Consider the following 22,673-nt stretch of genomic DNA (forward strand, 5'->3'; position numbering starts at 1 on the left):
AACGACAAAAATCCTCAAAAAGCGAGGATTTAATCGAAATTTTAGATTACAAACAATATTTTAATAATGCTTCGTGCACGCCGTCGTCATTATTCGAAGCCGTGACCCAATCTGCTGCTGCTTTAACAGCCTCCGGGGAATTCTCAACCGCGATACCAACGCCTGCAAAAGCCATCATTTCCAGATCATTGTAGTAATTCCCGATAGCAATAATCTCGTCCGGTTCAACCTTCAGCGACGCAGCAAGTGCCTTAAGGGCATTCCCTTTATTCGCCAAAGGACTCATCACATCGATAAATAAATCACCGCTGCGGATCATGCGTAAAGAGCCGTATAACTTCTGATCCTCCCACTCCTTCTGCACACGATCCAACACTTCCGGCTGGCCAAAAAGCGTAAATTTCACCAGAGGCAGAGACAATTCCGAGACGCTGCTCACCAGCTTGGGACTAATGAGGAATTTCTCGTACATCTCTCTCTCATATGCCCCTATACGCTCAATATACATATTCATCGCCGTGCACACGTCAAAATGGATCCCCTCGCGCCTAGCATACGCCAGCATCGGTTCAATGTCTTCAACAGCAAAAGTAAACTCATTCACAATCGTCTGTCTATGCTCATCGGCATGCAACGTGACAGCGCCATTATGTGTAATCATCGTGCCTTCGAGTCCCAGTTCCTCCAGAATTGGAAGTGTACTGGCCGGAGCTCTTCCTGTACAAAGTACAATGCTGCAACCTTGATCATAGACAGCTTGGACCGTTTCAATCGTCCGTTCACTCAGAACGTGCTCGTCATTCAATAGAGTACCGTCAACATCCAACGCGATTAATCGAAAGCTCAACCTTCCTCGCTCCTTTGCTCGCTTCTATCGACCTATTGTACCATATCTATTGAACACGATGAACACCGACAGACTCATAGACATTTCCAATGATGTCGATTGGGATGTCCTCTGTTTTCACAACACCGTTGCGATATCGAATTCGAAAATGAATCGTTTGCAGACCATTCGGCAATCCTTGTGTGAAAGATTGGAGCCTGCTATCATACAATTCCCCTTGGAATAGCGTGCTATCCCCTGGAGATACTTGGAGCTGTGTCATTACAAACAGCGAATGCCCATCCAGCCCCACCGTGTCCAACCAGGCCGTCACCTCATCCACAGGCGCTGGCGCACTGCGACTCGTTAACACCAAAACTTCCCCCGAATAAAATTGCTTCGGCACCGCTGCCGTTTGATGCCCGCTCTGCTCATGCAGCATCCGCCACTGCTCCGTATACGTCACATCCGAATGAATCGTAAGCGGCAGAACCTCTATCATTTTGACCGCTGTATGCGAGAGTCTGCCGTCAGAGGCCGTTAGCGAAACCCGATAAAAACCAGGCAAGGAGAACCTATCCGTTATATGTTCAGTGTTGTACATGTTCACCGAGCCGTCTGGCCGTTCAACGGTCCACGCATACGTCAAGGCATCACCATCCGGATCCACAGCAGCATTGATCACATGGACGTCATCCCCCTCCCATACCGGCTGAGGCATCCAACTAAAATCAACAATCGGCGGCCTGTTAATCATGAACCAGGTTTGCTGGGAATATTCGGACCAGGCGCTGCCGTCAAATACGCGGACTCGGACGCGAAGCTTTTGTCCCGCCGGAAGGTCCTGTGTGGAGGTCCATTCGCCAGCACCTGAAATGGAACCTTGATAAAATTGTCCCGTATCAACGAGCATGATGTTGTTCGCTTCATTCGTAATTTGCAATTGAAAATACGAGAAGGTCGTAGCCGGATCGGGATCGGTTTGACTCCACCTAAAAATCGGTCTTAAAGAATTGAAAACCGTAGGATTGGTCTCCGTTCCATTCGGCTCAATCATCGTCGCCACTGGTGGGCTGTTATTCGTAAACCACCCCGTATTTGACCAATCAGACCAATAGCGCCCATCACTCACTTTAACTTGAACCTGATACGGTCCAGTTTGCTTGACGAGATATCTTAAAGGCCAATACTCAACCGATTGCATCGTCCAACTGTTCGCGGTAGTTTGAAAGGAACAGCCTGTCCAATAAGATCCATCACTTTCCCAATAACAACCATGCGCATAGCTTCCACTCCCGATAGCGTCATATTCCAAACCACCTGCATAATATGCCATTTTAAGCTGATTGCCAAACTCATCCAATATGCGGTATTGATAACTCGTATAGATCGTAGGAACATCCGGATCGGATTGATTGAAGGAAAGTTTTAATAATCCGTCTGTTATTGTTGTTGGATTCGATTGAGTCCCGTTAGGGAATGTAATCTGAGCAGACGGGGGATACCCACTCCGCATATATTTCTCAGACCATTCAGACCATGCTCCCTTTTCATCTTTCACCCTCACTCTGATCTTGTAAGTCCTTGTGCTGTCTAGAGGAAAGTTAACCTGTCTACTCATAGCCACGACGTTACCATCTGACTTCAAATCAGTAGTTCCTGTAATGATGGAAGATTGGCTTACCCAGAACCACTGAGGGTTTGAGTAATAATTATAATAGTAATATTGAATTTCAAGCTCGTATCCCGTTATCACGCTATCAGCATCAAAGTCTACAGCGTTCCATGTGAGTGTCGGGTTCGCCGCAGGAGCACCAGAAGGATTTTCGTATGTCCCCGTTGGATTGGTTAAATCAACATGCGGCACATGATTTTCAGGAGCGGCATTTAACCAAATAAAGCTTTCCGCCCAATCCGACCACGCTCCGTATTCGTCTTTTACCGCGACTCTAAACGTATACATCCCCATCTCTTTCACACGACCAATTAATCCCGAGTTTGTTGTGCCATCAGGCATCGTGTACTCGTATCTTCGATCAACAATCCCCTTCGTCGTCGCGTAATTAATCCCAGTCGCTTCTGTTGAATATGTCCAAGGATTTAACCATCTATCAGGGTCGTGACTTTGAGAATCATCACACGTCACAGCATAATAAATATCTTGCGTACATGAGATTTGTGCAATCGGTCTGCGGTGAATAAGGACGTTTCGGGAATAAGGGTCGGAATCGGACTGATACATAGCGAAAGTCGAATCTGGAAACGCATATCCTGTTGGCGCGGGATCATCCGTCCCGATCAGCGTCATTTTATATACGCCAACTTTATCGAGAATCTTTACAGGTTCGCCAGTAACCGTTTGGTTATTAAACATGGATACACCGCTGCGTCCATCACCCGCATCTAAAAATTTCGTCACATCCATATGCTCATATTTCCACTTCTCTTTGGACTTGATTTCCGGATCAGTTTCGGGATCTTGGAAATCGGTCGTATAAGTAAGTGCTTCTCCGGCAATTCCCATGTCATCGATTTTGTTGTTATCGACAATAGGGACCTTGACAACAACATTGCGAAAATGAGAGCCATAAGCACCAATGAACGCACCATACGTACCTGAATCGAACGTTGTATCTGTGACATCAAAAACAGGATTAGCTCCCATTCTGACTTTAATCTTTGAGCCTCTTACTGAAACTTTGAAGTTAGTGTAATCTGTGGTATTCAGATTGATGACAGTATTGCGAAGTTCAGTCCTAACTCCATTAACAATTTTTGATAGCGATAAACGGTTCGAATTAAATTCCAGTCGATACATGTTGTTATTATTCTTCGCTCTGAACAAAAATCCAGAAGGTGTGTTTTGACTATAGTTCGGTGACATTTGGGCAAAGTCGAAATAATAATCCGCATCCGTGATATCGGTATTCTTTTTCATTGTCTGACCAGTTTCGTTTTCAGCATAAGCAGGCGTAGATGTTACATTCCCTTTGATCGTATAGTAATAATACTTTTCATATGAGCCTGTATAATCATCTTGATAAGAATCGATATAACCGCCAGAACTACATGGACTGCAAGATTGCCAGTGGAGATTATATCGACGGTCTTTAAAATAACGCTCATGCACAATCATATAAAACTCGCCGTTTGCCCCGAACCCAGCGCCATCAATGGATATCTTCTTATCGATGTACGTAACAGCATATGTATGCTCGTTATATACCCGAGTTCCTGCTGTCGTATACTCCGCAAATTTCGTCGCATATTTATCCATCACTACGATTTTATTCAAACCATCAACGACATAAATATACCCATCCGCGGAAGTAACAAATCTTATGTCCCTCATGTATGTTCGTCCTGTGTTCTCGACCCCTGTCAGATAATTCCCATTACCGCCTGTTTGCCTCTCGTAATCATCCCAATTGCATGTTCCAAGATCAAGCCGCGTAGTAACACCCGAATGCTTGTTGTAAGATGTCACATAATTTGTGACAGTACCTTTTGATGTTGAACTGTAGTTACTTGTAGTACTACTATTACTCCAAGATGAGCTTGTTTGACTTTGATCACTATGACCGATTACAACAACGTCATCGTCTTCATATGTTGCCCCATACATATTCGGTCTGACAATCGCTGGAGTTGGTACTTCTTGTCCTGTTTCAACGTCATACCATTTCGATGTATCAGCACAGCCATAATAACACGCCGTTCCAAACAGAATATCTGGAAGTTTGATCTTTGTTCCGTCATCATTGATTTCCATACGTGTAGGCACTCCGACCTCAGATGGGGTTTTAGCCAATCGAAGATAAGAAATAACATCCCACATAGATGAAACGAAACTCTTCGTCCACGATGGCGACCCATCCGCGTTCTTCCTTGAATAGTCACACCAATATTTGTAATAGGAGGAGTCATCATCGCTATAGTAATAACTCCTACATGCGAGTTCGTATGTACCGCCTTTCGCATCCATATACAAAAAGTTCCCAGGATTACTTGCAGATGGAATTGTGCCTTCATAGGAATCAAGGCCATAGTTTATGGTCGTTGATGACGGATATGGAACCCCTGTGTAAGGATTTACTGAGTTGCCCAGATAATCAGAAGGCGTCATCTTCACAGTCAAACCGCCAAGAGTTGCAACCCCTGATTTTCTTCCAAGATACTGCGACCCAAATAGTTGCGGGACATAAAAGCTATGCCCTTGATCCATACCTAGCGTTACCACTGTAGGCGTGAATACTAAATTCGTCGCAGGGGCATTGAAAGGATTTTTTCCATAGTGTGACGTGAAGCCTTTCGTTATTGAATTGTAGGTGAATCCGATATTCTTGACTTTATCCAAGTTGGGATTATTTAAGGTCGACCCTTGCCAATCTTCACCAAACGCCATGAAGGGTTCGGATTCATTTGTTGTGTTAAACAAAGGAGGCTCAGGATTTGCACTTGTCACGGAAAATGTCATTTCTGGGGAATCATTCATGATATTAATTGTGAATTGTTTGGTATCCGTCAGGCCCCAATCCTCAGTCGTCTTTACGGTTACGCGATATTTTCCGACCTTCGCAGCAGGCAATGAGGTGTAACCGCCGACCGTTATCGGGATACCAATTAACGCATGCTCATCGAAATTCCCGTCATTATCGCTATCGTATTGATAACTTACTTGCGTCGAAACGATAACATCACCATCAGGACTGTACGACATATCCTTGAATCCAACATTTCCCCGAACACCGATAAGCGGAAGGTTGATCAATGCAACAGGAGGTTTATCTTCTACGACATTAATCTGTTTCACCGCTTTATTTTCGGGCAAATTCATTACGCCGTAATTGTCTTTCACTTCAAGCATAATGGTTTCAGTCCCAACATTCGGATAAACAGTCAATTTGTTTGTCCAAAATTCCTGCGCAATTGTCCTGTTCTTTGCAGGCTGACTGCATGCGCCATTAATTGCATTGGCTGACAGCGGCCTGTTTTGTACTACGCGGCTTGGAACGTTGATGCAGGGGACAGGTTCTGGACGTATGATGTTGATAGTGGCAGTCTTTTCCGTGCATGCCCCCTGCTGATCGCACATTTTGGCATAGATTGTGTGGTCGCCAACCGTGTTCGGAGCAGTCAGCCAGGTTATTTTGTCATCTCCTTTGTTCCATCCTTGAGACGGAAAACTTTGAATCCAAGTACTAGAACTTTTAGCGAATTCCCATTCGAATGTGACGAGTTCATCGTCTGGATCATAATGATTTGGCGGGACTTCCGGCAAAAGTCTAACGTTTAGACGATCGCCCACAATGGCATCGGGAATCGGAGTTGTGCTGTAGTAGTCGTTATCGGCGAACCAGCCGATCTGAAAATCGGGAGGGCGGTTAGGAGGGGAATTGCCAATGGTAAAATTGCCTTGGGTAAACGTCGAAATGCCGCCACAGTTATCTTCCAGCTTGTAAGCAATATCGACGCGCCCGCTGTGGATGTTCCCAGGATATTGAAGATATCCCATCATGCCATATTGGAAAATAGCGAAATCTTGAATCGACGTGCTGGATAGCGTACTCCACCCGTATTCGAAATACTCGCCAGAGGCTTGCGTTAGAATGAATTTACCTCGAACAGGTGTACAGCTATTCGGGATCGTCCAATCAGCTTTGACTACGTTGTTGTCTTTCCATGGAATGCTTTCCTTGTCGGCACTGGTGTGGCCGATGTAAGATCCTGTTGGTGAACAACTAGAATCCGTGTTCACGGGGACATTCAGCGTGTTATTCGAAGTGCTCATTTCAGAAATAGAATTATCAGCATTCACAACCAGTGTAAATGTTTTGCCGGAGCTGCCGAAAGTATAGTCAAATGAACCGCCATACCCTGGACCGTTATAAACCCCGTTTGAGAAAGTTTTGGTGGAGATAACTGTTCCATCTGCTCGAATTTCGACTTTGACAGGCGTTCCTGAAGGAATGTCAGCGCCGTTATTTTTGAAAGAGTAGTCGAAGGTAACTTTTGTGTTGGGTTTGATGCAGGATGCGCTGGTTGTGATGCTTGTAGGGACGAGATCGGGTTTAACAGAGGGTTCGGTTACGACGTCGATGTAGGAACTGTATTTGTAGGTGGTTCCTCGCCATTGAGCGTTGGCGAACATGAAATAATTCCTAGTGATGCCGTAAGGTTTGTCACCAGCGGCTTCCTCGTAAACCCCATCCTCTTCTTTCAGTGTATCATCCAGAAGTTCCCTAACCCTAATTAAACCCTTGTTGCTATTTCCCATTCCCCATGAGAAAGGTATTGCTTTCGGGGTCTTATCTGTTGGTGTCGCATCATAAATTTTGATGGTGTTAATTTTGTCACTATCAGTAAGATTTGCGCCTGCTCCATTTGGTTGTATTGCGCTCGCATTTTCATACCATGCGGTTGGAGGTGTTACTTCATAAGCCGTTGTCACTGCCCACCCGATTGCGTTATAATCAGGGAAATTATCAATTCCCTTAGAATATCCGCTGTACGAGAATTGATATCTCAAATCCCCACCATTTAGTTCACTAGAATATTTCGTTTTTGTAGTGGTTTCTTGGTATCTAGCCTCATCCGGAATTAACCCTGGATACTGACTTTCGGGATTCCCTTTGAAAGTCGAAGAATCAGCATCGAACTCAAGCGCTTTGGTCGCCTCACCTTTATGCGCCCACACTTTACCGTTAGGATCACGATAGATATAATGACCAGGTTTAGCAACGGATTGCCCAAAGACCGGTGTAGACGCTCCAGGAGCATTTTGAATTTTTAGGATAGAACCGGCTAGGGATGTGAAGGATGTTCGATCCGCACCATTTAATGTGTATTTCGGTGTTCCAACAATCGTCCCAGACACATACTTCGATAAATCCAGATCCAATGACTTCGCGCTAGATGCTGAATACTGAGGGTCAATATCACTCAATTTCCCGGCTTCTGAAGGATTCGAAAAATCTACGTAAATTCTCATTGTTGTTTGTGTTGCCGCATTCACATCTGTCAGATCTATAAACGGATAAAATAGCTCATAAGTGAGCAGGAATAGAAATAACCGCGTTAACGAAAAAAACACATGTTTTTTCAATGGTCATCACTTCCCACTATTTATGAATTCCCAAATCAATTTGTTGTTCATAAATGCTGTAAGAAATTTTACCGTCCATGTGTGCCCGCAAGTAGTAGTCCGAAATCCAGCCAATGTATTCTGCGGGTTTGTCATATTTAACCAACCCCGGAAATTTATTCACGGCTCTTACGGTTCCTTTGGAACCAAGCAAACCAATCGTTTGCATCGTGTAGAAATTCCCACTCGTATCCGCTGTAGAATCCACCAACACCCTAATTTGAGTGGCAATAACGTAAGTGTCTTCCAACTTAACAAACGGCGGTTTCAAAGCCAAATCAATCAAGTTAAAATTCGGATCCGGCTTCATCGGATCAATAATAATAACCTTCTCAAACTTGACCTTCACACCCTGCGCAATCGGAAACCACTTACCCAACGCATCCGTTGGCTCCATCCCCACCATCGACTTCATATTCGTCCCCGTCGACGCAATCTCTGCAGCAGCAACCGCCGATTGATCCACAGGCAGCACCTCACCCTTCCGCTTCGACAACACCCGCTCGACAATCGTCACTGACTCCGCACGAGTTGTAACCCCTTCCTCGTCCAAGTCTCCGTTGCTCTTCCCCTGGATCAGCCCCATCGACGTTGCTTCCAGCATCGTCGCCTTGGAGTTAATATCCACGGCGTGAACAGACACTGCAGCCATTTCCGAGCGCTTGATCGGCTCGTTCATATCACTCGTGCTGAATGTCCCCCACAGTATCCCCGCGTCTTTCATGCTTTGCACATAGGGAGCGTACCAGCTGCCGCTGCCTGCATCGCCATTTTTCACGCCGATGGCAACCGAAATCATTTTAATAAATTCAGCCTTGGTCACTTGGTTGTCAGGACGAAACGACTTGTCTTCGAAGCCATCCACATAACCTTTCGTCACGGCATTTTCAATAGCGGCCTTCCCCCAGTGAGCATCAATATCTGTGAGTTTCACTTTACTAGATTCGCCATTCGTGACAGCCGTGCCCGCGAGGATCGACGTAATCGCAAAAGCAGCAGAAATGGACAGCACTTTCTTCATTTTCGAATTTCCCCCATAACTTTACAATTTAATAGTGATAGTATCTCATCTAATTCCATCGCCGTCTACCATTTACATCCATTATTTCCAGGCAAACAAAAAGAACCACCTCTCCCTCGAATAGCGATCTACACGAGATAAAAGCGGTTCTTCCGCACAAAACAATCTATCATTTTCTATAAACTACCATATTCCATCTTAGTTTGTAAACTATTTTTGTGCCTCATGGGCAGTACGAAGTGCTTGTAGTTCATCCGAAGAAAGCTCCCGGGACTCACCTAGCGCCAATGACGCGTCTAATTGCAGAGGCCCCATGGAGATTCTTTTCAGATAAACGACCGTTTTGCCCACCGCTTGAAACATGCGCTTCACCTGATGAAACTTCCCTTCCATAATCGTCAGTTCAATTTCGGAAGGAATTCCAGCCGCGGCGTCACCTGTTTTCAAAATAACAAGCTCACCCGGCAGCGTCTCATACCCGTCATCCAGCGTCACACCAGCGGCAAACGCTTCGCGATCCGCCTCGTTCACTTCCCATTCCACGCGGGCAAAATATGTTTTCGGCACGTGCTTGCGCGGCGAAAGCAGATTATGCGCAAGCTTTCCGTCATTCGTAAGCAAAAGCAGCCCTTCCGTGTCCTTATCCAGACGGCCTACCGGAAAAACCTCAAAAGGCACATAATCGTCATCGAGTAAATCGACGACCGTTCGGTCGCGGTTATCCTCCGTCGCGGACACAACGCCCTGCGGTTTGTTCATCATCAAATATACGAATTCCCGGTATCGGACAGGCTCGCCATTGACCGTAATCTGATCACGCTCCGGGTTGACCTGCATCCCGCTGTCCTTCACGCGCACACCGTTCACCTGAATCGCGCCTTCCTTTGTCAGACGCTTCAGCTCTGAACGGCTGCCCACGCCTACATGCGCGAGAATTTTATCTAATCGCTGTGTTAACTTCACAGTTTACGTCCACCTCCATGCCGGCGGGTATTCGTTTTTCAGAATCCCGTCGATCCACTTGCCCCAGCCTACGGGATGCCCATCCAAACAGACAAGGCAGTAGCCTTTGGCTGCCTGTCCCTCCTCGCGGAGAATTTCATCCTCCGCGACCTCCAGCGTCTCGCCCCGCAAATAGCGCAGGGCGCGCGCATCGTCCAAAGCCAAGCGCAGCACGCGCTTGGCCTCACCACCCCGCAGTCCCAGCGCCAGCGACTGGGACGGCTCGAATCGGCCGCGGTGCAACGCGCCGATGTACCAGCCCGGCCGCACGACCTTCAGTCCGTGCAGCTCCGGCAACCCCAGCGGCGACAAATACGCGTAGTCGCCGTAACACACGAGCCGCCCAGGGGCGAAGGGCTCGCCGCGCAGCAGCTCGCCCGCGAACGCCTCCAGCGGCTCCAGGCTCACTTCCGCGCGGGCTGGCGCCGCCGCGCGCCCCTTCAAACCGCCGCGCCGATCGCGGCGGCCGCCTCCACCCGGCTTCACCGCCAGTGAAGCCGAATCCGCCTCCACCGTAACCGCGCCGCCATCCACCGGCGCGCCCCCGCTATCACCCGCGCCCCGCCGCCCCAACACGGCGACATAATGCCCCTCGCCGCGCAGCTTGTGCGGCCACAGCCGCCCCGTGCCGGCGACAGCCGCTCGCGCTTCGCCGCTGAACTCGCCGGGACACCACGGCTCGCGCAGCCACTCCGGCCGGCCCGGCGCAAAGCGATCGATCGGCACGACATAGAAATCGTCGTGCTTGTCCAGAAACGCCGCGATCTGCGCCTCATTTTCCTCCGGCGAGAACGTGCAAGTCGAATAGACGAGGCGTCCGCCCGGCGCCAGCATCGCTGCCGCCTGTCCGAGCAGCTCCTCCTGCATCCGATTATACATCGCGATCGTATTGCGCTCCCAATAGATCGCCATCTCCTCTTCCTTGCGGAACATCCCTTCACCGGAGCATGGCGCATCAATGACGATTTTATCGAAATAGTCGCGGAAAGTGACCATCAATTTCTCCGGCTTCTCATTCAGAACGATGCCGTTGCGTACGCCGAACAGCTCCAGATTGCGCACCAGCGCTTTGACGCGTTCCGCGTTAATATCGTTGGAAACGAGCAAACCTTGCCCCTGCAGCTTCCCTGCGATCTGCGTCGACTTGCCGCCAGGCGCCGCGCACAGATCCAGCACTTTATCCCCGGGCTGCACGTCCAGCAAATCCGCCGGCGCCATCGCGCTCGGCTCTTGGATATAATAAAGCCCCAAATGATAATACGGATGCTTGCCCGGACGCTCGCCTTCCCCGTAATAAAAGCCTTCCGCAGCCCAAGGAACGGCCTCAAGTTCGAAAGGCACGGCTTCCGTAAAATCCGAACGCTCTATTTTCAAAGGATTCGCTCTCAACCCATACGCCCGCGGCTCCTCGTAGGAAGCCAGAAACTGCGCAAACTCCTCTTCGCCGAGCAAATCTTTCATTTTTTCCACAAATGTATCGGGTAAATGCTTTGTCATGTCAATCTCTTCGCTTTCTATTCAATATTCTTAACGTATTATAGCCGAGTTGTCACCAAACAGCCAATTTTTTTGCCAAAAAGGGAAAGGATATGCTACGCTTCTCATAGAAATGCTCACTATAAACTAGAAAAGAAACATGAGGTGCATATCGTGAAAAAACTGCTTATTTATTTAGGCATCGTCGTCGTGTTATTCGGAGGTCTGTATTTCGTCAATCAGCAATCCACCAAATCGTCGGATAAGGCGAACGAAGGAAATCCATATGGGGTCGCCGCATCCAAACTGAATCCGGAAACCGTGAAACAACTGACCGATCCGAATTATCAGAATTTGATTTTGCCGAAAGACCTGGACCAACGCCTGAAAAACAAAGAGACGTTTTTCCAGTATTACTACGCATCCACATGCCCGCACTGTAAAGTAACGACGCCTGTGCTCGTGCCGCTGGAAAAAGACCTTGGCATTGATGTGAAACAATTCAACCTGGAAGAATTCAAAGACGGCTGGGATAAATACAAAATCGAGTCCACGCCAACCATCGTTTACTATAAAGACGGCGTCGAAGTGGATCGCATTGTCGGCGGTGTGCCGGAAAACGGCTCCACTGGCGGCAACACACCTGAAATGTTCAAAGCCTTTTTCCAAAAATACAAAGGGTAAGCCGCTTTCTGCCCAAACAAAAGGACTTCCATCACCATCTCTGGTGAGAAGTCCTTTTTTCCTGCCTTCCTAGTGATCCTCCGGCTCTGGAGGGCTCTGCCGCACATCCTCGATCAGCCCCATCAACGCCTCATCCAAGACCACAATGTCCAGATCATAAGGAGCAAACGGTTCCGCTTCGATGTTCCTCAAGCGACCGAGATACTCACTGCTCTCCTGTAGCAACCGCCCTAAGTCAATTCCCAGTATTTCACTAGGAAATCCTTCTAATTTGTCAATGCCCGCGCTAAAAAGCTTGATCGAACCGCTGACGTTGCCGTTGCCATGATGATAAAGGCCTACTGCGACCTGCAGCAGACCTTGATACAGCGGATTGCGGCCTTCCTCGAGCCACAACTCCTCCATGACTTCATGGCATTCGAAATAGTCGCGCAGATCGTTGAAGTAGTATAGAAACAAAACGTACAAGCGATCATAGCTTGTCATCGATCAGTTCGAATCTCCTTTTTTCGCTCTGGACAGCGCCGCTTCCAGGTCCGCCGCCAGCTCGCTCAGTCCGACTTCCGTCTCCCAAATTTCATTAAAGCGCAGTTGGAACTGTGCCGCTTCCCGCACCCGATGGTAGAAATATAGGGCTTGAATATTGCTGAGCACGCGGTTGACCAGATTGGAGTTATCTTCGAACATCAGCTGGGAAGCAACGATTTCCCCGCGAATGTTGGACATCTCCTGGTCAAGAATAAACGCAGCTTCAGCCGCCCTGCTCAGGCGTGCTCTCACATCGTCCGGCAGTTGTTCTTTATATTTATAGTTCAGCGAGTGTTCAATCGTCGCCCAGAAGTTCATCGCAAGCGTCCGAATCTGAATCTCGGCCAATATCCGCTTCATCCCCAACCCAGTCTGAACCGGATATTCAATAATGATATGATAACTCCGGTAACCGCTCGGCTTTTTATTCGTTATATAATCCTTTTCATAGAGCACCGTCATGTCCTGACGTTCCCGAATCTGCTCAGCCAGCGTGTTGATGTCCTCAACGAATTGGCACATGATACGGATGCCTGCAATATCTTCAATGCCCGATTCCAGTTGATCCATCGGCACGCTCAAGCGCTTTGCTTTTTCCAGCATGCTCGAAATTTTTTTGACACGTCCTGTAACGAACTCGATCGGCGCATACTCTTCTCTGCTCTTGAGTTCGCCGCGGAGCGTTTTAAATTTCACTTTCAATTCCTCTACCGCTTGTTCGTAGGGCAGTAAAAATCGTTTCCAGTCTCGTCCATCCATCCTGTTTCCTCCATTCCGAATGAAGTTAGATCGAATCTACGCCTATTGCCTGGGAAATATGAGTGAATCCGTCACGCTTCAAAAGCTGCTGCAAGCCTATATTCATGCGGTTCAAAAGGCCTGGACCCTCGTAAATTAGCGCCGTGTAAACCTCAACCAGACTTGCGCCTGCGCGAATTTTGTCGTAAGCGTCCTGCGCGGTGAAGATCCCGCCGGCCCCGATAATCGGCAGTTGGCCTTCCGTCAACTGATAGACGCGCCGAATAACCTCCGTCGAGCGCTTCGTTAAAGGTACCCCGCTTAGACCGCCTGCCTGCTCGCGATTCGGATGGGTGAGTCCTTGTCTGCTGAGCGTTGTATTCGTGGCAATAATGCCCGACACGCCGCTCTCTTTAATGATGTGTACCGTGAGTTCAATCTCCTCGTCGGTCAAATCCGGCGCAATTTTCACAAGTACCGGCTTTTCTCCATAACCTTTGCCCGCTTGCAGCTTCATCTCTTCTGTAACCGCCGCCAGCAGCCTCCGCAAATCGTCTCCATGCTGTAAATTACGCAAGTCCGGTGTATTTGGTGAGCTAATATTGACGACGAAGAAATCGCCATATGTATATAGATCGCGAATGCAAATGCGGTAATCCTCTTCAGCCTGCTCGTTCGGCGTGACTTTGTTCTTACCAATATTGACGGCAACCGGAATGTCATGCCGGCCTGTTTTCTTAAGGTTGGCCGCCATCTCTGACGTGCCTACATTATTAAACCCCATGCGGTTAATCAGCGCCTGATCCGCCGGCAGTCGAAATAACCGCGGCAGCTCATTGCCCGGCTGCGGTTTCGGCGTAATCGTCCCCACTTCCATGAACCCGAACCCGAGTTGGGAAAAACCTTTCACCGCTTTCGCATTCTTATCCAGACCGGCGGCCAGCCCAACCGGATTGTTAAAGCGAATTCCCCACAATTCCTGCGCCAACTCCTGCGTGTGCGGCACACCGTACATCGCCTTCAGCAGCTGCTTCCCGCCAGGAAAATTCCCCACCGTACTCAGACCATCAATCGTCAAATGATGCGCCTTCTCCGGATCCATTTTAAATAAAATCGGTTTTGCTACGTTCTTATACAGCATCCTCTGCACCCCGTCCTCTGCATACTCTAATTAGACAGTTTATCCCACAACGTCGAAATATGCAATCCACGCAGGGACCCATCTGGATTTCCACACAAAAAATCCCTGCTCCATAAGGCGGCAAGGACAGGATTGACTCTCTATATCACCACTACGCTTCGGTTCGCTGCAGCAGCCGTTCCAAATGCATCGTCAAGTAGCCCGTTTCATCGTCCGGCACTTCCGTCTGCAAGCTGTCGCTGAGCATCAGCGATAACACTTTCGCTTTGACATACGTATCGCCGTACTCTTCTTGGATCTTCTGCAGCAGCGAGTTTTGCAGCGTTTTCCCCTGCTTCACTCGCTCAATGACACCCTTCAAATGCGAGATGAAACGGAGCGTTGAGAACGAATCGTCAAAGCAGAAGCCCAGCTCCTTCGCCGACTCGATCGTTTGCGAGACAACCCGGACCACGGCCAGCGAATCCGAAGCTTTTTCCTTTTTCCGCGCGCTGTTGAAATGCATCGTCAGGAACGCGACTTCATCCTCCGGCAGCTTCACATCGAGATTCTCATTGAGGAACTCCACTGCTTTCTTCGCGACCTTATACTCCTCCGGATACATATACCCAATCTCATAGGCAAAAGGATTCGTAATGAAGATACCGCGCTTCTGCCGCTCCACCGCAAAGTTAATGTGATCAACCAGCGAGGCATGGATCGTTTCGGAGAAATCGCCTTCCAGCATGCTTTGCGCGTAGGCGATCACTTCCTCGGTGATTCCGATAATTTTCACATCGACCGCATTCAGAATTTGCTCGTAATTTCGGAGCACTTCCGACGTATGCAGCAGAAATTCCTGCTGAATCTCTTCTTCGTTAATCGGCATACCCGGCGTCCGCTTGAACCCGATCCCTTTACCGAACGCGATGGAATTTTTGCCCGAACTTAAGTGCGCCATCACGACGTTATGGGATAAAACATGAATAATCGTCCGTTCAATCATAAGACACCTCCACAATCTTAGGCTTGTCCTGATTTGTCCTTTGTACCTTGCAGCATCGGTTTGATGCTTTCACGAATCTGCTCGGACTCCGTCCCGAACACGACATGAACGTTGCCTTTACCTAACCGGATAACCCCAATGGCCCCCAGATCTTTCAGTTCTTGATCCTTCACCAGTTGATCTTCCTTCACCAGCAGGCGAAGTCTCGTAATACATGCATCGATCGAGACAATGTTCGCAGGTCCGCCGATATGTCTTAAAATCGTTTGCGGCCGGCTCTCTGCAGGAGGCGCATCATTGGCCTCTTCTTGCTCCTCCTTGGCAGCTTCATTCTCCTCTTTACTCAGTTTTAAAGGGAAGAAATGCATGTACATTCGGAAGGTCGCATAGTACAGCGCAAAATAGATCAAGCCGATAACCACAATCCAGATCGGCTTTGCTGCCGAGTGCCAATTCAAGACAAAGTCAATGAATCCGGCTGAAAATCCAAACCCCATTTTAACCTGCAGCATATTCATAACCAGCATCGAACAGCCGGTCAGCACGGCATGAATGACATACAAGCCAGGTGCGACGAACATAAAAGCGAATTCAATCGGCTCCGTGATGCCCGTCAGAAAGCTGACTAACGCTGCGCTGAGCATGACAGGCGCCATGATTTTCCGGGTCGAGGCCGAAGATGCGCGAACCAACGCCAGCGCCGCGGCAGGCAGTCCGAACATGAACACGGGATAGAAGCCCGTCATGAACATTCCCGCGGTCGGGTCGCCGGCAAAAAAACGGCTGATGTCGCCATGCACCAATTTGCCAGCCGGCGTCACAAAATCACCGATCTGAAACCAGGCGATATTATTGATCACATGATGCAGCCCTGTTGGGATGAGCAGGCGATTCATGATCCCATAGATGAAAACGCCGATGTTACCGTTTTGCGTAATCCACATCCCGATTGTCGAGATGCCGCTTTGCAGCGGGGGCCAGATGAACCCCATGATCACCCCAAGCACCACCATGACGACCGAGGTAATAATGGGGACGAATCGTTTGCCGCCGAAAAAACCGAGCGCGCTGGGCAGCCGTATATGCTGAAATTTATTGAAAAACAATGCGGTGAGCATGCCGACAAGCATACCTCCGAGCACACCTGTATCCAATTGATCTCTGGAATTCGGACCTAGTTGAAAATGCTGAAGAACATTATTAAACACGAGATACCCCACCGCTGCCGCGAGCGCCGCAATGCCGTCTCCTGAAGTGAGTCCGATGGCAATGCCAATCGCGAACAGGAAGGGCAGATTATCAAAGATTGCGCTTCCACCAAGCTCAAAAATTTGAGCGACATGCGTGAGAAACGAGTTGTCAAAGGTCATTTTACCGATTCGAAGCAGAATGGATGCCGCCGGCAGCACCGCAATGGGGATCATTAAAGAACGCCCCATCTTCTGAAACATGTACATGATTCGCATGATGTCTCCTGTTAAGCCCACAAGGTTGGCCGTTTCCTGTTTGCTTTTTCTAACCCCATTATAGTAGAAAGAACACCTTCCCGAAAGGATAAATTCCTCTAGGCTAAGGTGTTTTTTCTATGCATCCCCGTATCGTTTATTTCACAGCGCCCGCTGTTATGCCGCTTGCAATTTGCCGTTGGAAGATGATATACACAATCAGCGTAGGCAGTGTCGTAATGAGGAGTCCCGCAAAGAGAGGGCCCCACTCCACACGGTACTGCATCTCGGCCTGCATCACGGCAAGACCGATCGGAAGCGTATATTTGGTCGGCTCATTCGTCAAGACAACCCCTAGGAAGTATTCGTTCCAGTTGTTGAGCATATTCGTGATCATGACCGTAATCAGGCCTGGCTGAGACAACGGCAGCATCACGCGAAAGAACGTACCGTAATGGGAAGTGCCGTCAATAATCGCCGCTTCTTCAATTTCCTTCGGCAACGATTGGTAGAAGCCGACGAGCAGGAAGATCCCGAACGGCAGATTGAGCGCCGCGTAGACTAAGATCAGCCCGCGCCACGTGTTGATCAAATGCAGATCGTTCAGCAGGAAGAACAGCGGAATCAGGGCAAGCGCAAACGGAATCATCATAGACGAGATGTAGATGGTATAGAGAATTTTATTCCCTCTAAAATTGTACCGGGCTAAAATATACGCCGTCATCGCGGATAAAATCATCCCTAGAAGCGTACTACCCGCGGTCACAATAATGGAGTTCATAAAATAGGTGCTGAAGTTGTACTTGCTCCAGACATAAGAGAAGTTCGACCAAAGCAGCGGGAATTTCGGCAGCGCCCAGGGCATATTCAAGAAAAATTGCTCGTTATTCTTGAGCGCATCTAGTAAAGTCCACAGCAGCGGATACAGAACGGCTACGCTCCAAATTATAAGAATGAGCCAGACAATCGTTTTGGCCAGCGGATTTTTGACAGTCATACGGTGGGTCCCCTCCTCGGTAACAATGTCGCTGATGGCACTAATGCATTTCGATCGTTTCTTGGCGCATAATACGCTGCAGGACGAGTGTCGTAATCAAAGATACGATTAAGATGAGTACGCCAATGGCCGCTCCGTAACCGAAATGATACTGTTGAAAAGCCATCCGATACAGGTAAGATCCCATCACTTGCGTCGTATTGTCAGGTTGTCCGCCATTCGTCATCAACTGAACGATCACGAACGAACCGTTGAGTGTTGTGATCACAATGTTCACAATAGAAACTTTAATCTGCTCCCAGATGAGCGGCATGGTAACATGGCGGAATTGCGCCCATTGACCCGCTCCGTCTATATTAGCTGCCTCGTAGTACGATGCAGGAATATTCACGATTGCGGCAATCATTAAAATCATGTAGAAGCCGATCCCTGCCCAAATCGTCGGCGGCAGCAGCATCCAGATCGTATGTTGGGGAAAGCCAAGCCAGGCAATATCCACTTTTTCACTCGTAAACAAAGAGAGAAAAGCATTCAGAAAACCGATCTGCGGATTATAGATGAAGTTCCACAGCACACCGATAACGACAACGGAAATGACGTTCGGAATAAAGAAAATCGCCCGGAAAAAGCCGGTGCCTTTGACTCTAAAACGGGTTAGCGCTACGGCAAAGAAAGTCGCTAAAATCATGATTCCGATGACCTTCCCGACCACGAGGAAATAATCGTTTCCAATCGCTCTCAGGACAATCGGATCTTTGAACAGCTCTTTAAAGTTGTCGAAACCGATAAACTCACTGTTCTCCGACATGCCGGACCAATCATAGAACGATTTCTGCAGCGCTTGGATGACCGGATAAATGGTAAATACGCAAAAGAATATAAAAGTCGGAATGATGAATGAAGCGATGAACAAATTCCGTTGCCACATTTTTGAGCTGGTCCTCATTCTATCTTCACCGTCCTATCATTAAAATGGCGGAGGCACGAGGGCCGAAGCCCCCGATGTTCTCCGCGCCGCTCCATTCAGTTCCTATTTCTTTTGCTTCGCTACTACGTCAGTCACACGTTTTACCCATTCTTCCGGCGTAATGGTGCCGATCGTCAGGGCGACAGACGCATCTTGCATCGCCTTGTCTACGTCAGCCGCGAAGGAAACCGTAGGCACAACCACTGTGTCCGGGGAGGACAAGAATTTCGCAGCATCTTTAACGAAGTTAGGTGCCTTGGAGGAAGAAATATCACCTTTCACGTTGGAAGGCGCACCACTCAGCTCAGCCCATTGGGAAGCTTGCGTTTTGGAGAAAACGAATTGCATGAACGCTTTAGCTGCATCTTTGTTTTTTGCTTTTTTCGCGATAGCAAAAGTCGCCGTCGATGTATTTGCTACTACTTTTCCACCTTTATCTTGCGTGATGGATGGGATAAAGCCGAAGTCGAATCCGCCTGGAACGTCTTTCGCCATTTCGTTTGGCAGCCACAGACCGTTCGGAATGAACGCATCTTTATGTTGCAAGAACAAGGACTGGGAATCCGTGTGGTTGATTTGTACGGACGCTTTGTCGATGAAGCCTTTGTCGCGGATCTGAACGATTTTGTTCAAGCCTTTGATAATCGCAGGGTTTTTCCAAGCGTCCAGGTTGTTGCTTGCCATGTCTTGCAGCAGTTTGTAGTCGTTGTTGTTCGCGGATACGATGGCTGGCAGCAGCACCGCACCGTTGATGTAGTAAGGATATTTCCCTGTGTGGATGAACGGGTTAATACCCGCAGCTTTGATTTTGTCGCTTACCGCCAAGAACTCTTCGAAATCTTTCGGCTCAGCCCAACCTTTATCTTTGAACAGCGCTTTATCGTAGAAAATACCCCATGAGCTCATAACGAACGGAATGTTGTAAATTTTACCGTCAAACTCTTGCGGCTTTTGCGCGAGCAGATCAATGATTTTTTCGCCGTCTACGTTTTTCGCGTCCTTGATCCAGTCGGTCAAATCTTCCAGTTGGCCGTCCGTAACCATTTGGCGGTCGAACAATTCAGGACCGTCGATATATACGAAATCAGGTGGGTTCCCAGCGATCCAACGGGGTTTCATTTGCTCGTTGATTTTCGGTCCCGCACTTTCTTTAATTTTCAGATCAGGGTTAGCCGCTTGGAAATCGGCAATGACTTTTTTCCACCATTTATCGCCGTAACCGCCGACAAAGTATTGGATTTCGAAATCGCCGGTTAGCTTTTTCGCGCCAGCCGGAGTTGCCGTTACTGCTGTTGTTGCTGCAGCGGTCGGTGCTGTCGATGCTGCCGGTTTTGTGGATTCCGCAGGTGTAGAGGAATTGCCGCAGCCTGCTGCCACAAGTACCATGGATGTTGCCAAGCCGATCGTTGACCATTTTTTCATGTTCATGTGCTCATTCTCCCTTTTTTAATAGATCTGTTTGGTTAAGGCGAAGCGCTGGTTTCGGATAATGGATCCTGAATCGTGTGGGCGATCAACCCCTTTCAAGGAAATTGGGAAAAATAAAAAGGGCATAGTTATAGAAGAGGACTTGCATCTCTTCAATAACTAATGCCCTTACGGTAACATGTTATTAAAAATGACATATTCAATTGAATTATTGCTTTCGCGTGATTAAATCTTACGATAAGTTGACATGTTCGTCAACACTTTTATTTTTTCTTCCCTCTAAATTCATTATTCTAGAAATGGCTTCTCCTATGATATGATAGGTATAGCTCGTTTAATTCTAATGAAGCAGGTGAAAGCAAATGACCAAACGCAAACCTCAAGCCATCGCAAGAAACAAGCAAGCAAACAACGAAATCAACAAGAAAGCCATCATTTGGACGAGCGCTATCGTCGTTGTTATCATTGTTGCGATGTCTTTACTGATCATTTTGGACAAATCATAGAAACAAAATGATTGTTTTGTTCACATTTTGAATTGTAATCGCTTTCTATTTCTTTGTCAAGATTAACTACACAATTTCCGTTGTAACCCATTACAACGCTGGCTTCTTATGCAAACAGCCTCCGCGAACCCCTAATTGACAGGGCTGCGGAGGCTATTTGTTAATCCAGCCATTTATACGTCTTGCCGGGGTTATCGTCCTTCGTCTGCAACGGTAAACCGAACGCAGATTTCGGATCTCCTCGCCCCGCTCCCTGCCCTTCCCCTTCGCCAGGCTGCGCAGGCGGCAAAATCCCCTTGCCGATGGTGACTTTCGTACCGTGCGGCACCATATCATACAATTCTTCCACATCCGCCTGCTGCATGCGGACACAGCCATGCGACTCGTCCTTGCCGATGGAGGACGGCTTGTTCGTGCCGTGAATCGCATACAGGGTATCCGATAACGTCATGCCGCGGCTCCCGAAGTCGCCGTTCGATTTCCCGTTCGGATTGCGTACCTTCTCGCTGATCACAAAATCACCTAAGGGCGTTTTATCGCCGCCCAGACCGACAGGATAGCGGCGCAAAATAAACGTGCCGCTCACCAAAGCCAGCTCATGCTTCTCCGTATCGATGAGAATGCGCAAGGGCTCCTTCAGCGGGGCGGTTGCCGCCTTCGGCTGCCCGCTGCTGCTGGTGGCCTGCGATTGTGGCGTTGACGCCGCCGCAGACGGGCTTCCCGCGTCTTCCGCGAGTACATCGAAAGGGAGGGAACCTTTCGCTTTGGCCAGCTCCTGGAGCCCTTTCAGCGCCTCAGGGAACGCCTCCCTCATCTTGGGCGACATACCGGGCAAAAGGTTGTTCGGGTACGGCTGACTGAGCTGCTCGGGCTTGTCCGGCAGAGCGCCGTTCCGCGCCGCATAAGCCTCCATGGCGCTCTGCAGCACTGCGGCGTTCTCCCGCGCCTGCATCCAGGCCTGAATAGCCGGCGTAAGCGACGTGCCATCGGCGAGCTGGCAGTCGCACACCTGCGGCTGGTACGCGCTTAACGCGAGCGCGCCGCCGCCGTCCGCCTGGGCGACGCTCACCAGCGGCCGCACGGTGCGGTGCCACTCGCGCCACTTGCCGTCCGCGCTGTCCGGCGCGCTCATAATCACCGCCTTGCCCCCGTCCGTTCCGCCGCCGGTAACAATTTGCTGCAGCTTGTCGCCCCACTTCGCGTCAGCATAATACAAGACCGGCCTGTCCGGGCGGGCCGTCGCCCCAGCGACCACGGCTGCTGCAGTTGGAGCTGGGCTGGCGTCCGGCTCCGCCGCTGCGGGCAAGTCGCTCGACGTTGCAACCTCTTTCCCCGCCGGCACCGCGAGCAGAAACAGCAGCGCAATCAGCGGCAGCCATCGCGCTTTACGGCCTCGCTTGCGTTCCATTGCCGCCGCATGCCGCTCAATGGCGGCAGCTTCCTGGAGCGCGGCTGTGGGCAGCGGCCCGTCGATGGAAATTTTTTGCCGCTCGAACGCTTCATAAATTTCGCCAGCCTGCGCAAAGCAATAGTTCGCTTTCGCGAGCTTCCCCTGCGCTGTATATTCTCTGCCCAGCAAATACCAGGCCATTTTATTATCTGGATGCTCTTTCACGTATTTCTTTAGATAGAGCGGATCCTCAATCGGATTATGCTGAAAAAAACGGGCCAACTGCTCATTGCGATTGCGCTCATTCATGTGAGGAGACCTCCTATCTCAATCTCACCTTCCACTTTTTAGTATCGGCATTTCATCCGCAATGTTGAAGAGAAAAAGGAAAAGCC

The 22,673-nt window shown here is 49.0% G+C and carries 16 protein-coding genes; 2 read left to right on the forward strand and 14 right to left on the reverse strand.

Annotation, left to right across the window (positions count from 1 at the left end; translation table 11 throughout):
• Positions 1–46: 46 nt before the first annotated feature.
• From ABE504_RS23145 to ABE504_RS23165, 5 genes are all read right to left on the reverse strand, one after another.
• A complete protein-coding gene (locus ABE504_RS23145; protein WP_430093226.1) occupies positions 47–847 on the reverse strand; it encodes a Cof-type HAD-IIB family hydrolase in 801 nt (266 codons plus the stop codon).
• 46 nt (positions 848–893) lie between these two features.
• On the reverse strand, positions 894–7,931 hold the full coding sequence (locus ABE504_RS23150; protein WP_430093229.1) for a CARDB domain-containing protein: 7,038 nt from the start codon (positions 7,929–7,931) through the stop codon (positions 894–896).
• Positions 7,932–7,947: 16 nt separating this feature from the next.
• A complete protein-coding gene (locus tag ABE504_RS23155) occupies positions 7,948–8,991 on the reverse strand; it encodes an S-layer homology domain-containing protein (RefSeq protein ID WP_430093232.1) in 1,044 nt (347 codons plus the stop codon).
• Between the two features lie 210 nt (positions 8,992–9,201).
• A complete protein-coding gene (locus tag ABE504_RS23160) occupies positions 9,202–9,954 on the reverse strand; it encodes a pseudouridine synthase (protein WP_430093235.1) in 753 nt (250 codons plus the stop codon).
• A gap of 3 nt (positions 9,955–9,957) precedes the next feature.
• A complete protein-coding gene (locus ABE504_RS23165; protein WP_430093238.1) occupies positions 9,958–11,490 on the reverse strand; it encodes an RsmB/NOP family class I SAM-dependent RNA methyltransferase in 1,533 nt (510 codons plus the stop codon).
• A gap of 153 nt (positions 11,491–11,643) precedes the next feature.
• Here ABE504_RS23165 and ABE504_RS23170 point away from each other — a divergent pair, with 153 nt between their 5' ends.
• Complete coding sequence (locus ABE504_RS23170) at positions 11,644–12,153, forward strand: thioredoxin family protein (RefSeq protein ID WP_430093241.1); 510 nt, start codon at positions 11,644–11,646, stop codon at positions 12,151–12,153.
• A 69-nt stretch (positions 12,154–12,222) separates the two neighbouring features.
• On the opposite strand, the gene ABE504_RS23175 is transcribed toward ABE504_RS23170, so the two are convergent.
• The 8 genes from ABE504_RS23175 to ABE504_RS23210 form a co-directional block, all read right to left on the reverse strand.
• Positions 12,223–12,639, reverse strand: coding sequence for a DUF309 domain-containing protein (locus ABE504_RS23175; RefSeq protein WP_430093244.1), 417 nt, complete (start codon positions 12,637–12,639; stop codon positions 12,223–12,225).
• Between the two features lie 3 nt (positions 12,640–12,642).
• Positions 12,643–13,440: a GTP pyrophosphokinase gene (locus ABE504_RS23180; RefSeq protein ID WP_430093246.1), complete on the reverse strand. Its 798-nt coding sequence runs from the start codon at positions 13,438–13,440 to the stop codon at positions 12,643–12,645.
• A 25-nt stretch (positions 13,441–13,465) separates the two neighbouring features.
• On the reverse strand, positions 13,466–14,560 hold the full coding sequence (locus tag ABE504_RS23185) for a quinone-dependent dihydroorotate dehydrogenase (RefSeq protein ID WP_430093250.1): 1,095 nt from the start codon (positions 14,558–14,560) through the stop codon (positions 13,466–13,468).
• Positions 14,561–14,711: 151 nt separating this feature from the next.
• The gene (locus ABE504_RS23190; RefSeq protein WP_430093253.1) at positions 14,712–15,545 is read right to left on the reverse strand and encodes a PRD domain-containing protein; all 834 of its coding nucleotides are present in this window, start codon (positions 15,543–15,545) and stop codon (positions 14,712–14,714) included.
• A 17-nt stretch (positions 15,546–15,562) separates the two neighbouring features.
• Complete coding sequence (locus tag ABE504_RS23195) at positions 15,563–17,005, reverse strand: PTS transporter subunit EIIC (RefSeq protein ID WP_430093784.1); 1,443 nt, start codon at positions 17,003–17,005, stop codon at positions 15,563–15,565.
• 142 nt (positions 17,006–17,147) lie between these two features.
• Complete coding sequence (locus tag ABE504_RS23200; RefSeq protein ID WP_430093256.1) at positions 17,148–17,987, reverse strand: carbohydrate ABC transporter permease; 840 nt, start codon at positions 17,985–17,987, stop codon at positions 17,148–17,150.
• 40 nt (positions 17,988–18,027) lie between these two features.
• The gene (locus ABE504_RS23205; protein WP_430093258.1) at positions 18,028–18,915 is read right to left on the reverse strand and encodes a carbohydrate ABC transporter permease; all 888 of its coding nucleotides are present in this window, start codon (positions 18,913–18,915) and stop codon (positions 18,028–18,030) included.
• Positions 18,916–19,017: 102 nt separating this feature from the next.
• On the reverse strand, positions 19,018–20,382 hold the full coding sequence (locus ABE504_RS23210; protein ID WP_430093260.1) for an ABC transporter substrate-binding protein: 1,365 nt from the start codon (positions 20,380–20,382) through the stop codon (positions 19,018–19,020).
• A 362-nt stretch (positions 20,383–20,744) separates the two neighbouring features.
• On the opposite strand from ABE504_RS23210, the gene ABE504_RS23215 reads away from it, so the two are divergent.
• Positions 20,745–20,888: a hypothetical protein gene (locus ABE504_RS23215; RefSeq protein ID WP_164716666.1), complete on the forward strand. Its 144-nt coding sequence runs from the start codon at positions 20,745–20,747 to the stop codon at positions 20,886–20,888.
• Between the two features lie 160 nt (positions 20,889–21,048).
• Here ABE504_RS23215 and ABE504_RS23220 read toward each other — a convergent pair whose 3' ends face one another.
• Positions 21,049–22,587: a L,D-transpeptidase family protein gene (locus tag ABE504_RS23220; RefSeq protein ID WP_430093265.1), complete on the reverse strand. Its 1,539-nt coding sequence runs from the start codon at positions 22,585–22,587 to the stop codon at positions 21,049–21,051.
• Positions 22,588–22,673: the final 86 nt, after the last annotated feature.

This window comes from Paenibacillus oryzisoli (assembly GCF_050467285.1).
GTDB lineage: Bacteria > Bacillota > Bacilli > Paenibacillales > NBRC-103111 > Paenibacillus_E > Paenibacillus_E oryzisoli_A.